The sequence below is a fragment of the Erwinia phyllosphaerae genome (genome assembly GCF_019132875.1).
GTDB lineage: Bacteria > Pseudomonadota > Gammaproteobacteria > Enterobacterales > Enterobacteriaceae > Erwinia > Erwinia phyllosphaerae.
This window is the reverse complement of record NZ_JAHSPF010000001.1, coordinates 591,967-606,484: the sequence shown is the minus strand read 5'-3', so window position 1 is coordinate 606,484 and position 14,518 is coordinate 591,967. Positions and strand designations below refer to the sequence as shown.

The 14,518-nt window shown below is 56.7% G+C and carries 8 protein-coding genes; all 8 read left to right on the top strand.

What is annotated here, in order from left to right:
* Nucleotides 1–434: 434 nt before the first annotated feature.
* On the top strand, nt 435–4,130 hold the full coding sequence (locus tag KUE00_RS02635; RefSeq protein WP_246757930.1) for an Ig-like domain-containing protein: 3,696 nt from the start codon (nt 435–437) through the stop codon (nt 4,128–4,130).
* A 75-nt stretch (nt 4,131–4,205) separates the two neighbouring features.
* Nucleotides 4,206–5,564: a TolC family outer membrane protein gene (locus KUE00_RS02630; protein ID WP_246757929.1), complete on the top strand. Its 1,359-nt coding sequence runs from the start codon at nt 4,206–4,208 to the stop codon at nt 5,562–5,564.
* A 17-nt stretch (nt 5,565–5,581) separates the two neighbouring features.
* Entirely contained in the window at nt 5,582–7,732 is a 2,151-nt protein-coding gene (locus KUE00_RS02625) for a type I secretion system permease/ATPase (RefSeq protein WP_246757928.1), read from the top strand.
* A complete protein-coding gene (locus KUE00_RS02620) occupies nt 7,729–8,898 on the top strand; it encodes an HlyD family type I secretion periplasmic adaptor subunit (RefSeq protein WP_246757927.1) in 1,170 nt (389 codons plus the stop codon). The genes KUE00_RS02625 and KUE00_RS02620 overlap by 4 nt, the downstream gene beginning before the upstream one ends.
* 562 nt (nt 8,899–9,460) lie before the next feature.
* Entirely contained in the window at nt 9,461–10,567 is a 1,107-nt protein-coding gene (gene ompC / locus KUE00_RS02615; protein WP_246757926.1) for a porin OmpC, read from the top strand.
* Nucleotides 10,568–10,904: 337 nt separating this feature from the next.
* Complete coding sequence (gene apbE, locus KUE00_RS02610; RefSeq protein ID WP_246757925.1) at nt 10,905–11,951, top strand: FAD:protein FMN transferase ApbE; 1,047 nt, start codon at nt 10,905–10,907, stop codon at nt 11,949–11,951.
* Between the two features lie 105 nt (nt 11,952–12,056).
* Nucleotides 12,057–12,701, top strand: coding sequence for a DNA oxidative demethylase AlkB (alkB, locus tag KUE00_RS02605; RefSeq protein ID WP_246757924.1), 645 nt, complete (start codon nt 12,057–12,059; stop codon nt 12,699–12,701).
* 78 nt (nt 12,702–12,779) lie between these two features.
* Nucleotides 12,780–14,429 carry a multidrug ABC transporter permease/ATP-binding protein gene (locus tag KUE00_RS02600; RefSeq protein ID WP_246757923.1) on the top strand — a complete coding sequence of 550 codons (1,650 nt, stop codon included), beginning with the start codon at nt 12,780–12,782 and terminating at the stop codon, nt 14,427–14,429.
* Nucleotides 14,430–14,518 lie beyond the last annotated feature (89 nt).

Genomic DNA, 14,518 nt, shown 5'->3' with positions numbered 1-14,518 from the left:
TTTGAGTAAAGTGATGTAAACGGCACTAATAAGAAAAAGTTGTCTTTTTAGGCAACTTTCCAGATTTACGCCAGTAGTAAAGTGTGCAGCCGAAGATTAGCTTATGCCTATCCAGCGTCGACTGTTCACTTTTCTTTGACGGGTAAGTCATTGAGGTTAATGGTGGTATATTGAGCCGGCGCTCGGGCTCTGGCAAAGAGTGGTCCTGTTTTATCTTGCCGACAGACAAAATCTGCGTTTAGCACTGAGCGTTATATTTGGCTTTTAATTTTAACCATTATCCTTGTTGCGGATGAAATTCAATCCGATGAGCACCGGGTCAGGCTCAGCGCCTTTTTGGGCCGCTGGCCGCTGCATGCCTGTAATAAGTAAAGATTTTCTTTACTTTTTTGCGGCATTGCTTTACTCATTATCTGGTGTACAAGGGGAAGATCATGGCGTATTCAGGCACAGGCCACGTCACTATTCTATCGCTGGCAAGCGGTAAACCATTGAGTCAGCCTGCCACGGACAGTTCATCTTTGACGCTTAGCGAACCCGCGATTATTACGCTGCAAGGCGCGCCGTCTCAGGTCTCTTCTTATCAGAAGCAGGGTGAGGATCTCATCCTGCGAATGCAGGATGGCCGTGTTGTAAGCTATAAACATTTTTTCACGGCGGTAGACGGAAAACAGAGCGAGCTACTGTTTCAGGAAGAGCATTCGCTGCAGCAGGCGCTTTTTTCAGAAGCGCTGCAAAGCGATCCGCAGGCCATCACATCATTAACGCCAGCCTGGCATTCGCTTGACGATGCGGCCTCTTTAACCACGGCGTCGGTATCCGCCCCCGCGGCCGAGGCCAGCGATTCCACGACTGCCGTCGGTATCGGACTGCTTGGCCTGCTGGGCGCAGGCGCGGGCGTGGCCGCAGCCAATAGCGGAGGAGGCGGACATAAATCTTCCTCTACAGCACAAACTGCCACCACTGAGAATGCGGCAGCGTCAGAAGCAGCGGTTCCCGTTAGCGAAACGACCGCCGCTTCAACCTTAACCGCAGCGACGACCGATCCAACCGCTGCAACAACCACAACAACGGCAACAACCGGCGACAGCAGCACATCCGGCAGCAGCGCCGTGGTAGAGGCTCCGGCTACGGCTTCCACGCTACCGGAACTGACCCTCGATCCCGTTACCGGTGACAACGCGGTAAATTATAAAGAGGGGATTTACGGCATTGAGCTGACCGGTACGGCGACAAACCTGCCGAACGACACGCTGGTTCAGGTCACCCTGGACGGCAAAACCTGGACAGGCAGCGTCTATAATGGCCAGTGGCAGGTACAAATCCTTGACGATGAAGTTGCCGCCATTAAAGACGGCAGCTACAAAATCACGGTCAGCGCGACCGACGCAAGCGGCAACGGCACCAGCATTAGCCAGGATCTGCTGCTGATAACCCATTATGACAGCAGTAATCCGACGGTCACGCCAAACGACATTACGCTTGCCAATGCCGTACAGCACGCCGACGGCACTACCTGGTACACGCTCAGCGGCACAATGGAAACGCCTCTCCCGCTGAAATCGTTCGCGGTACAAAGTTCTGAGACGATGAGCTGGCGCGACGGTGTGATTAATGCGGACGGCAGCTGGAGCGTAGAAGTCAGCGCGGACGATCTGCGAGACGGTTTTAATAACCTGACGTTTGGCGTGCAGGACGGCGCGGGCAACTGGTTTGAGCAAAGTATTAGCGTGAACGCCGATCTGAGCACGCCAGTGGCGGCCGGTGGCGGCAGCGAAGTGACGCCGCCGGTGACGGAAGATAACCCAACGGACGGCGATAGTAGCGATCCGGGCACCGCTACGCCTGGCGAAACGCCGACGCCGACCGGTTCGCCTTCACTGACCATCAACAGCCTGACCGGCGATGGCATTATCACCGCCGATGAAAAACAGACCGCGCAGACGCTGAGCGGCACCACACAAAACCTGGCGGCGGACAGTACGCTGACCGTTACGCTGAATGAGAAAACCTATACCACGACGCTGGCGGCGGACGGTAGCTGGAGCGTAGCGATTCCGGCGGCAGATTTACAGGTTCTGCCGGTGGGCAGCAACCGTATCAGCGTCAGTTTTGACAATAGCGCGGGTGGCACTACCACGCTAAGTAAAGCCCTTACCGTCGAGGCTTCCGCTCCGCCAGCGGACGCCCCGCAGCCCCATCCGACTATCGATACACCCTTTGTCGACGGCATCATCAATGAGCAAGAGGATTCTCAGGCCTATACGCTGACCGGCAATACTGGCATCACCGGGGCAGGTCAGAAAATTGCCTTAACTATCGACGGCGTAAGCTACGCAGGTACGGTAGACAGCGATGGCAACTGGAGCGTACCGCTGTCAACGGATGACATGTACAACGCTGCGTTTTACCAGGCGCAGGGCGACCACACCATTTCGGTGACCATTACGGATGTTTATGGTCAAACCGGGACGGTAACCAGCACCTTTGCCGTCGATACGCAGGCCCCGTCCGTTACTATTAACACGCTGGCAGGCGACGGCCTGATCGACGCCACGGAAATTAATAGTCCACTGGTGATTTCCGGCACGGGCGAGGCAGGCAGTGCTGTTGTCGTCACTTTTGGCACTACTACTCTTAGCGGCACCGTCGACGAGAACGGTCACTGGCAGTTCAGCGTACCGGCCGAAACGCTGCAAAGCATGGACGAAGGTAGCTACAACGTTGTTGCCAAAGTAACCGATGCGGCGGGAAACAGCGACTTTGACTCAACAACGGTACAGATTTTTGCCACCGACGCGCTGCCCGAGCTGACCATCGATCCCATTACCGGTGACAACGCCGTTAGCTATCAGGAAGGGATTTACGGCATTCTGTTTACCGGCACCGCGGCACATCTGCCGGACGGTACGCCGATTACGCTGACCATAGACGGCAAAACCTATGGCGGCAGCGTAGGTGGCGAGGGCGGGGAGTGGCAGGTACAAATCGGCGACGACGACGTCGCTGCGATCAAAGACGGTACTTACAAAGTGACGGTCAGCGCCACCGACGCAAACGGCAACGGCACCAGCGCCAGCCAGGATCTGCTGCTGATCACCCACTACAACAGCAGTAATCCGACGGTCACCGTTAACGCCGTTACGCTTGCCAATGCAGTACAGCACGACGATGGCAGCACCTGGTACACGCTTAGCGGCACCGCAGAGACGCCGCTACCGGTGAAATCATTCGCTATACAAAGTTCCGAAATGATGACCTGGCATGACGGGGTGATTAATGCGGACGGCAGCTGGAGCGTTGAAGTTAACGCGGAAGATCTGCGCGAAGGCACCAGCACACTGACGTTTGGCGTCTCGGACGGTGCCGGAAACTGGTTCGAGCAGGATATTAATGTGCCTGTCGATCTGACCACGCCGGTTGATACCAGCGGCAGCAGCGCGGAAACGCCCGCGCCCGTGACGGACGATAACCCAACGGATGGCGACTCCAGCACTGACACCAGCGCTACGCATGACGACGCCAGCGCAGCAGCAGCTATCAGCGCAGCCGCCATCAGCGCGGACAGTAGCACCTCCTCTACGGACAGCAGTACTTCCTCTACGGACAGTAGCACTTCCTCTACGGACAGCAGCACTGCCACTACGGACAGCGCCGCAACCAGCAGCCACGTGCAGAACATCGACGGTGAAACCACGGTCGTCGGCACGGAAAGCAACGACACCTTTACGCTCAGCTCGCTGAACTTCCTGAGTAATCTGACAGGTGGCGGCGGTCACGACACGCTGGCGTTAAGCGGTTCGCACGAGGCGCTGGACTTTGCCTCGCTGGGCCTGAAAGCAAGCGGCATTGAAACCATCGACCTGGGCACGCTCGGCAGCAACAGCATCACGCTGGGCCAGAAAGATCTCCTGGCGCTGACCGACAACGCCAGCGACGCGCTGACCATTAAAGGCACGGACGGCAATGCGGTCACGCTAAGCACGACGGAAGGCGGCGTCTGGAGCGACGCGGGCCAGCGCACGGTCAATGGCCAGCTTTTCGATCTTTATCACAACTCATCCGCCAGCCATGAAGGCACGCTGGCCGATGTTCTGATCCAACATAACTTACAGGTACAAACCGCCTGACCCGACTGGCCGGGGCGGGCTTGTCGTCCCCGGCCATTTTTCTGACAAAGGATGAAGATGGAAAGTGGTGCCAAGATGAAGAGAGTCTGGCTTTCCCTGTGTCTGGCTGCGGCATGCAGCGCATCGGGACAGCACGCGCTCGCAGCAAAGCAGCAAAAGGTCGAGTTTAACTGGCGAGCCGCACCGACCGAGGAGCAGGTCTCCACGTTGACGTTACGCGAGGCCATTTTAAGAGCCTTTGCCCGCAATCCAAAAATCTCTCAGGCCGCCGCGCAAATCCGCGTAGGCGAAGCGGATCTGGACGCCGCAGAAAGCGCCTGGTATCCGCAAATCTCTCTTAATGCCACCGGCGGCAGTTCACAGCAAACCTACTCCTCCGGCACGGTGAACAATAAAGGCTCCGGCGGCATTACCCTCAGCCAGCTGCTGTGGGACTTTGGCCGTACCAGCGGCGCAATCGACGAGCAGCACCAGCTGTCCGATGCCTACCGCTTTGCCCTTTACGACACGATGACCACCGTCGCGCAGGATACGCTCCAGGCTTATCTACAGGTCAAGCGTTACCGTACGCTGGTGGAAGCGGCGCGTAATAACGTCGCCTCGCTGGAACACGTTAAGGAAATCGCCCACTATCGCGCCGACGCCGGGCTTAGCTCGCAGTCTGACGTCTTGCAGGCGGAAACCCGCATCGCCGGTATGCGCGCCACAATGGAGCAGTACCGTGCTTCGGAACGCTCGGCGCAGGCGCAGTTGACAGTGCTGACTGGCGTCGTCTCCGGCGACTTACCCGATCTGCCGCAGTCGCTACTTAAGCAGCAGGTCACGCTCGATAAAATTTCCTACGAGAACAGCGCCGCCGTTCGCAGCGCGCAGGCCAAGCAGGAAGCCGCAAGAGAACGTGTTCGCCAGGCTTCGTCTAACCACTGGCCGACCATCAAGGTAGTGGCGGGACGCACCCGCTACGAAGGCAACAGCACGACCAACTCCTACTGGGACAATGAGCTACAGCTTCAGGTTGAAGCCCCGCTTTATCAGGGCGGGCTGGTCAACGCCAAAACCCGCGCGGCGGAAGGTGACCGCGAAGCGGCCGAAGCCGCTATTGATCAGTCGAAGCTGGATATCAACCAGCACGCTTCTACCGCCTATGCCGACATGATCGGCGCGCAGCAGCGCCAGGCGGCCGGAGAGCAGCAGCTCAGCAGCGCCGAGCATACCCGTTCGGTTTACGCCGACGAGTACAAACTTAACAAGCGCAGCCTCAACGATCTGCTGAGCGTTGAACAGGACGTCTTTCAGGCTGACAGCAGCCGTCTGACCGCGCTTTACGACGGCTGGGACGCCACCGTGCGCTATGCCGCCGCCGTCGACAATCTGCTGGATATTATGGGCATCGATCGTGAAGCCACCAGCGGCCAAACCTTGCCATCGCTTTAAAATAAAAGGCTGTATTTATGACCAAAACCGCTAGCACCGAGAACTGGATCGACGCCATGCTGCGCGTAGCGGCGCGCTTCGGTAAACCGGCGGACGGCTCCACGCTGCGCCAGCAGATGCGCTGGTTTGAACACCTGACCCCCGCACAGCAGCTGGAAAGACTGGCGGGCCTGCTGGGCCTGCATCTGACCATGATGCCGCGCGATAAGATCCGTTGGCGGCAGGAAGTAACGCCGGTCGTGCTGATTATGGAAAACGGCAGCGTGGTGGTGGTTGAAACCATCGATGCCGAAGGCAAAGCCCGCTACTGGCTAAGCGACGGCGGCGACGTGGTGCGGGAAAGCGAGCTGGCGACGCTGCTTTCGCAAAGCAAAGAGCAGGTTGGCATTATCGGCGTGGCGGCGCGCGGGCGCGATGCGCGTATCGATGAGTTTGTGAAGCCCTATAAAAAGCACTGGTTCTGGGAAAACTTTCGCGGCATGGGCCGCCGGATTATGGAAATCTCGCTGGCTTCCGTGGTCGGCAACGTGCTGGCGCTGGCGGGCATTCTCTTTTCAATGCAGGTGTATGACCGCGTTATTCCGGCGCAGTCGCAGCCAACGCTGTGGGTGCTGTTTACCGGCGTGCTGATCGCCGCCGCCATCGAATATCTGATCCGCCTGATGCGTACCCAGGTTTCCGATCTGATGGGCAAGCGCATCGACTTAAAAGTTTCCTCTATGCTGTTTGCCCGCGCGATGAATATTCGTAACGAGGCGCGGCCCAAATCGACTGGCTCGTTTATTTCGCAGCTGCGTGAAATCGATCAGGTGCGCGAGCTACTGACCTCGACGACCGTTGGCGCAGCGGCGGACATGCCTTTTGTTATTCTCTTTCTGTTTTTAATGGGCTTTATCGGCGGGCCGCTGGTGATTATTCCGCTGCTGGCCATTCCGCTGATCGTCATCCCCGGCCTGCTGGTGCAGATCCCGATGGCGAAGCTGGCAAAAGAGGGACTGCGTGAAGGCGCGCTGCGCAACGCGGTGCTGGTGGAAACCATTGAAGGCATCGAAGACATCAAGTCGCTTCAGGCGGAACCCTATTTTCAGCGGCAGTGGGAGCAAACGCACGAGGTCAGCGCCACTATCGGTATGCAGCAAAGGCTGTGGGGTGCAAGGCTGACCGGCTGGGCTTCGACGGTGCAGCAGCTGACCTATGCAGGCATGCTGGTGTTTGGGGTCTATCTGGTACTGAATGGCGATATCACTACGGGTACGCTGGTCGCCAGCAGCCTGCTCTCCTCACGCACTATTGCGCCACTGATGCAGCTGACGATGGTTTTTTCGCGCTGGCAGCATGCCAAAACCGCCATGACGGGCCTGGACGAGCTGCTGAAAAAGCCGCTGGACCAGCCGGAAGAGGGCGAAATGGCGCACTGCCCAACGCTGACCGGCCATTACGATCTGCGCAACGTGCAGTACAGCTACGATGAAGAAAACGTCAAAAACGTGGTGACGGTTGGCCAGCTACAAATCAAACCGGGTGAAAGGGTGGCGATTTTAGGCAAGGTTGGCGCAGGAAAATCGACGCTGCTTAAGCTGCTGGCCGGCCAGGCGAGGGCGACACAGGGCAAAGTTATCGTGGACGGCGTGGATATTAAACGTATCGATCCGGTGGATTTACGGCGTCAGCTGGGCTGGCTTTCGCAGGATTCACGGCTGTTCTTCGGCACGCTGCGCCAGAATCTGATGCTGGGCAACCCGCACGCCAGCGAACAGGAGATGCTACAGGCGTTACGCGTCAGCGGTGCGCTAAGCCTGGTGCAGCAGGATGCGTCCAGTCTTGACCGCATTATCAACGAAGGCGGGCGCGGGCTTTCCGGCGGCCAGCGCCAGATGGTGATGCTTAGCCGCATGATCCTGCGCCAGCCGCAGGTCGTGCTGATGGATGAGCCGACCGCCTCTATGGATGAGTCGCTGGAAGAGTACGTTATCGGCCAGATGAAGGGCTGGCTTTCGGGCCGCACGCTGGTGCTGGTTACCCATCGACCCGCGCTGCTGAAGCTGGTGGACAGAATCGTGGTAATGGACAATGGCCGCATTGTGGCTGACGGCGCGCGCGATGAGATCCTGCGCGCGGCAGCGGCACAGTCGGCGAAACAGAGCGCCGGACAAGGGGACGCCGCATGAGCCTGATATTAATTGACCGCAGCCTGAAACGTAACGAAACGCGCACCTCAGCCATTATCTGGCTTTGCGCCGCCGCGCTGGTGGTGTTCTTTATCTGGGCGCATTTTGCCATCCTGGATGAGGTAACCGTAGGTACGGGCAAAGTCACGCCCTCCAGCCGCGCGCAGGTGATTGAAAGCCTGGACGGCGGCATCGTCGATCAGCTTAACGTTCACGAAGGCGACATCGTTGAGAAAGGCGAGATACTGGCGCGCCTCGATCCGACGCGCTTCCAGTCCAACTTTGGCGAAGCGGCGGCCAAAGCCCGAACGCTGCGCGCTTCCGCCGAACGACTGCGCGCTGAACTGACTGGTGCGCCGCTGGCTTTCAGTGCGGAAACCCTGAAGGAGCCCGAGCTGGTCGCGCGTGAAACGCAGCTGTACCAGTCGCGCCGCCGCAACCTGACGGAAACGGTCAGCAATCTCCAGCAGTCAATGAAGCTGGTGCAGGACGAGCTGCGCATGACCCAGCCGCTGGTAGCAAAAGGCGCGGCGGGCGAAGTCGAGGTTATCCGCTTAAAACGTCAGATCAGCGACCTGCGCGGAAAGATCGACGAAGCAAAGAATGACTATGCGGTACGAGCGCGTGAGGAGCAGGTGAAAAACAACGCCGATCTGGACGCGCAGCTACAGGTGTTGACCGGCAAAGAGGATCAGCTGACGCGAGCCACGATTTACTCGCCGGTTCGCGGCATCGTCAAAGATATTCAGGTAACGACGGTCGGCGGCGTGCTGCAACCGGGCGGCAAGCTGATGGAGATAGTGCCGCTGGAAGATCAGCTGCTGATTGAAACCCGCATCAACCCTCGGGATATCGCCTATATCCGGCCAGGCCTGCCTGCCGTGGTAAAGATCACTGCCTACGACTCTTCTATCTATGGCAATCTGGATGGCGAAGTAGAGACCGTTTCGCCAGATACGATCCAGGATGAGGTTAAGCGCGACCAGTACTACTACCGGGTTTACGTGCGTACGCAGAAGGCGGAGCTGGTCAACAAGGCCGGCAGAAAGTTTCCTATCGTGCCCGGTATGGTGGCGAATGTTGAGATTAAAACCGGTCAGAAATCGGTCATGGATTATCTGATTAAGCCGCTGAATAAAGTTAAAGAATCACTGCGCGAAAGGTAATAAACAACGCCACTGAATAGCCGATTAAATTCCTCTCTCCCGCCATAATGAATTTTTATTCAGTGGCGTTTCTGGCGCTGATTGTTCCCCCACCGAAGACTGTTTGCCACCCCATTATTCCTTCCGGACATTCACTTTATTTTTCGCAAAAAAAAGCCGAACACAAGGTTCGGCGGGAAATAGGGTAAAACAACACATTCGGGGATGAATGAAGGTAATAATGAAATAAAATGATGATAGCGCGGATATTATATAACCTGATGGTGGCTTCTTTTTATCATTCAGTGCTCAGATGGGCAACATTACATAACTTTATGTATTATAAAAATTTTCCTGTTTCTTTACATTACGTGCGCTATTTTTTACTGATATGTGCGCTCGAAAAGTTCCGCTATATTTATATTTAGACATATTTAATTTACACAATGAAACATATTCGGATATTTAGTATCATATTCTTTATAGATTATTACTGACCGGCCACTAACATGTGGGTGCCGGCTGAATTTTCGACTTTCAGCACGCAGTGGTAATAAAGCACATAACAAGAGGGTAATAAAAAATGAAGCTTCGCGTTCTCTCCCTGATGGTTCCGGCTTTGCTGGTTGCCGGTTCTGCAGGCGCTGCAGAAATCTATAACAAAGATGGCAACAAGCTTGACCTCTTTGGCAAAGTAGATGGCCTGCACTACTTCTCCAACGACGACAGCTCTGATGGCGACCAGTCCTATATGCGCTTCGGCTTTAAGGGCGAAACCCAGATCAGCAATCAGCTGACCGGTTACGGCCAGTGGGAATATCAGGTTGCGCTGAACAACTCTGAAGATGAAGGCAGCTCTGACAACCACACTCGCGTAGGCTTTGCTGGTCTGAAATTCGGCGACGCTGGCTCTCTGGACTATGGCCGTAACTACGGCGTGGCTTACGATATCGGCGCATGGACCGACGTACTGCCAGAGTTCGGCGGCGACACCTATGGCGCGGACAACTTTATGTTCCAGCGTTCAAGCGGCCTGGCGACCTACCGCAACAACAACTTCTTCGGCATGGTTGACGGCCTCAATTTTGCCTTACAGTACCAGGGCAAAAACAACAGCGGCACCGAGCTGAGCGGACGTGACGTGCTGGCGCGTAACGGCGACGGCTGGGGCATGTCGACCACTTATGATATCGGTTCCGGCTTTGGTATCGGTGCGGCCATGTTCAGCTCCGACCGTACCAACGAGCAGAACAACCGTACTAACGGCATTCTGGGCAACGGCGACAAGGCGACAGCCTATACCGGCGGCCTGAAATATGACGCCAACAACATCTACCTGGCTGCGATGTACACCCGTTCTTACAACGCGACCCGTTTCGGCGACAGCGACAGCGATGCTTACGGTTTTGCGGATAAAGCGGATAACTGGGAGCTGGTTGCACAGTACCAGTTTGACTTCGGCCTGCGCCCATCACTGGCCTTCGTCAGCTCTCGCGGCACCGATATTGAAGGTTACGGTTCACAGAACCTGAAGAAATACGTTGATGTGGGTACGACTTACTACTTTAACAAAAACATGTCTACCTACGTTGACTACCAGATCAACCTGCTGGACGACAACGACTTCACCCGAGCTGCCGGTATCAACACCGATAACGTTGTAGCACTGGGTCTGGTTTACCAGTTCTGATTTTAGTGGGAGCGCATCTTGCGCTCCCGCATCCTCCCTTGCTTTACTCTCCCTTCTGTTTTTCCACGCGATCAACGGTGACGTGGACGATGGAGCTGTTTAATGTTTGTTTGCTTGTAATGCTTGTAGCCGGAAAAGATAATCAGGCCCAGGCAGATAAAAGGCAGCAAATAGTAGATCATAACGACCTCCATTCTTGCGGCAACAGCACCGCGTTCGTTAAACCTGGATGATATTTTGTGCAGCCTCTGACGGAAGGTCAAGTGCGTCCGGCCCGGCTTTACGCTGCTTTTTTACGCTTTCAGGGCCGGAATTTAATAAAGGTATTTAGTCAAAGATGAAGAAGAACTGGTTGTATTTCCCTGTTGTGGCAGCATTTTTTATGGTTTCCGGCTGTGACCAGCATAACCAGAGTGCAGGCGATTCCGCGCTGGTACTGGAGGGACGCACAATGGGAACATTCTGGCGAATTAGCCTGGCCGGGGTAGACGAAAGTCGAAAAGAAAGCCTGCAAAAAGCGGCACAGCAGCTGCTGGACAGCGACGATCGGGAGCTCTCCACGTGGAAAGATGACTCGGTTATTTCCCGGTTCAATCAGTATCGCGGCAGCGAGCCGCAGCCGATAAGCGACAACATGGCGGATATCGTAACCATGTCATTGCGCATCGGACAGAAAACCGCAGGCAAAATGGATATCACCGTCGGGCCGCTGGTTAACCTGTGGGGCTTTGGGCCAGCAAAGCAGCCGCTGGCGACGCCGAGTCAGGCACAGATTGACGCGGCGCGTGCGTTAACCGGCTTACAGCATCTGCGCGTTATCCAGCGTAGCGAGGGCGCTTATCTGCAAAAAGATCTGCCCGGGCTTTATGTCGATCTCTCTACGATGGGAGAAGGCTTTGCCACCGATCACCTGGCGCGCCTGATGGAAAAAGAGGGCATCAATAACTATCTGGTTTCCGTTGGCGGCGCGGTGCTGACGCGTGGCAAAAATGCCGAAGACAAGCCGTGGAAAGTGGCTATCCAGAAGCCGACCGATAAAGAAAATGCGGTACAGGCCGTGGTGGATTTACAGGGGCACGGCATCAGTACCTCCGGTAGCTACCGCAACTATTATGAGCTGGACGGCAAACGTATCTCGCATATTATCGACCCGACCACCGGACGGCCCATCCAGCACAAGCTGGTTTCCGCAACGGTTATCGCCACCACGGCGCTGGAAGCGGACGGCTGGGATACCGGCCTGATGGTGCTGGGTGAAGAGCAGGCCAAAGCGCTGGCGCTGCGCGAAAATCTGGCGGTCTACCTGATTGAAAAGCAGGGCGATGGTTTTAGCAGCTGGATGTCGCCGCAGTTCAAAGCCTTTATTCTGCCGCAGCAGGAATAGCTACAATTAAGGTAACTGTTCCAGCTTAAAGCGCTGGTGCCTGTAAACCACGTTGGCGTCGGCGGTTGCCCGATTGGCCAAATGCTTTCCGTACAGGGGGACGTCATGCTGGATTTATTTAGTGAAGAAACGCCCTGGTCAGAACCGCTGGCCGAAGGCGCGGTGATCCTGCGGCGGCGCGCGCGGGAAGAGTCGCCTGCGCTGCTGGAGCTGATCCAGCAGATTGCCGCGCTGAATCCTTTTGCGCATCGTATTACGCCTGGCGGTCATCGCATGTCGGTAGCGATGACCAACTGCGGCGATTTCGGCTGGTCTACGGATTCACGCGGCTATCAGTACAGCGAATATGACAACGCCAGCGGACAGTGCTGGCCCGCCATGCCGGATCGCTTTCGCCAGCTGGCCGTGGCCTGCGCCCGCGAGGCCGGTTTCGCGCATTTCCAGCCTGACGCCTGTTTAATCAACCGCTACGCGCCGGAAGCGAAGCTGAGCCTGCATCAGGATAAAGACGAGCAGGATATGCAGCAGCCGATCGTCTCCGTTTCGCTCGGCCTGCCTGCCGTATTTCAGTTTGGCGGCTTTGAGCGAGGCGACGCGGTGCAGCGCGTGCTGCTGGAACATGGCGATGTAGTGGTCTGGGGCGGCCCGTCGCGCCTGCGCTATCACGGCATTTTGCCGCTTAAGCACGGCAGTCATCCTGCCACCGGCGCGTTTCGCTACAATCTGACCTTCCGGCGAGCCTTTCGCTGAGGCCCAGTTGAGAATTATTATTGATATCGTCCCGCTTCTCATTAAACTGCAGGCTGCTCAGTTTAACGGGATGGTGTCATGGAGTTGCTGCACGTCGTTTATCGACAGTATCGCTGGCCTTTTGTCGGGGTTATCTGCCTTAGCCTGCTCAGCGCCGCGCTCGGCATCGGGCTAATCGCCTTTATCAACCGTGAGCTCATTACCTCACTTAACGCCTCCTTGCTGATCCTGCCGGAATTCTTAGGGCTGCTGCTGCTGCTGATGGCCGTGACGCTGGCCTCGCAGCTGGCGCTGACGCTGCTGGGACACCACTTTGTTTACCGGCTGCGCGGCGAATTTATCAAGCGCATTCTGGACACGCAGATCGAGCGCATTGAACAGATTGGCAGCGCCCAGCTGCTGGCGGCGCTGACCAGCGACGTTCGCAATATCACTATCGCCTTTGTGCGCCTGCCGGAGCTGATTCAGGGCATTATCCTGACGGTGGGATCGGCGGCTTACCTGGCGTGGCTGTCGCCAAAGATGCTGCTGGTAACCACCGTCTGGCTGACGATAACTATCGTAGGCGGCTGGCTGCTGGTGGCAAAAGTTTATCGCCATATGGCCAGCCTGCGCGAAGTGGAAGACGCGCTTTACGCCGACTATCAAACCATCATTGAAGGACGTAAAGAGCTGGCGCTCAATCGCCAGCGCGCGCAGCTGATTTATGACACGGTTTATCAGGAAGACGCCCGCTCTTATCGCCATCATATTGTGCGGGCGGATACCTTTCACCTTAGCGCCGTAAACTGGTCAAACATTATGATGCTGGGCGCGATTGGCCTGGTGTTCTTTATGGCTAACAGCCTTGGCTGGGCGGATACGGCGATAGCGGCGACCTATTCGCTGACGCTGCTGTTTCTGCGCACGCCGTTGCTCTCTGCCGTTGGCGCTTTGCCGACGCTATTAAGCGCGCAGGTTGCCTTTAACAAGCTCAATACCTTTAAGCTTGCCAGCTATCGCGAAGAGTTTGACGCCGCGCCCGCTAAGCAAAACTGGCAGACGCTGGAGCTGCGCGATCTGCTGTTTCATTATGGCGACGGTGGCTTTGCCGTTGGCCCGATTAACCTGACCTTAAAGCGCGGCGAGCTGGTCTTTCTGATTGGCGGCAACGGCAGCGGGAAATCGACGCTGGCAATGCTGCTGACCGGCCTTTACCAGCCGGTTTCCGGGCAGATCCTGCTGGATGGCAAAGCGCTGGACGTGGCCGGGATGGCAGGCTATCGCCGCCTGTTTTCCGCCGTGTTCACCGATGTCCATCTGTTCGATCGGCTGATTGATAACCACGGCGCGCCCGCCGATCCGGCACAGGTACAGCGCTGGCTCGAACGGTTGCAGATGCAGGACAAACTCCGCCTGGAAGGTAACAAGGTGCTGAACCTGAAGCTATCGAAAGGGCAAAGCAAGCGGCTGGCGCTGCTGCTGGCCACGGCAGAACAGCGCGATATTCTGCTGCTGGATGAGTGGGCCGCCGATCAGGATCCGCATTTTCGGCGTATCTTCTATCGCGAACTGCTGCCGTGGCTGAAAGAGATGGGGAAAACGGTCTTTGCCATCAGCCATGACGACCACTATTTCCTGCATGCCGACAGGCTGCTGGAGATGCGGGAAGGGCATTTGAGCGAGCTGACGGGCGAAGAGCGCGAGCTGGCGACGCTGGACGCGGTGAAAAGAACCGGCTCTGATTAACCGCCCGGCGCATATGCTGTGCATAAATAGTCAGTAGTCAGCGCCCTGGCGAATAAGTAAGGTGAAGCTGACGGTTGCATGCCGTCACG

Bases quoted from the DNA above. Each gene is read 5' to 3' on its own strand.
- KUE00_RS02630 (WP_246757929.1), top strand. From the start codon at position 4,206: ATGAAGAGAGTCTGGCTTTCCCTGTGTCTGGCTGCGGCATGCAGCGCA.
- ompC (WP_246757926.1), top strand. From the start codon at position 9,461: ATGAAGCTTCGCGTTCTCTCCCTGATGGTTCCGGCTTTGCTGGTTGCC.
- KUE00_RS02620 (WP_246757927.1), top strand. From the start codon at position 7,729: ATGAGCCTGATATTAATTGACCGCAGCCTGAAACGTAACGAAACGCGC.
- KUE00_RS02635 (WP_246757930.1), top strand. From the start codon at position 435: ATGGCGTATTCAGGCACAGGCCACGTCACTATTCTATCGCTGGCAAGC.
- KUE00_RS02600 (WP_246757923.1), top strand. From the start codon at position 12,780: ATGGAGTTGCTGCACGTCGTTTATCGACAGTATCGCTGGCCTTTTGTC.
- KUE00_RS02625 (WP_246757928.1), top strand. From the start codon at position 5,582: ATGACCAAAACCGCTAGCACCGAGAACTGGATCGACGCCATGCTGCGC.
- apbE (WP_246757925.1), top strand. From the start codon at position 10,905: ATGAAGAAGAACTGGTTGTATTTCCCTGTTGTGGCAGCATTTTTTATG.
- alkB (WP_246757924.1), top strand. From the start codon at position 12,057: ATGCTGGATTTATTTAGTGAAGAAACGCCCTGGTCAGAACCGCTGGCC.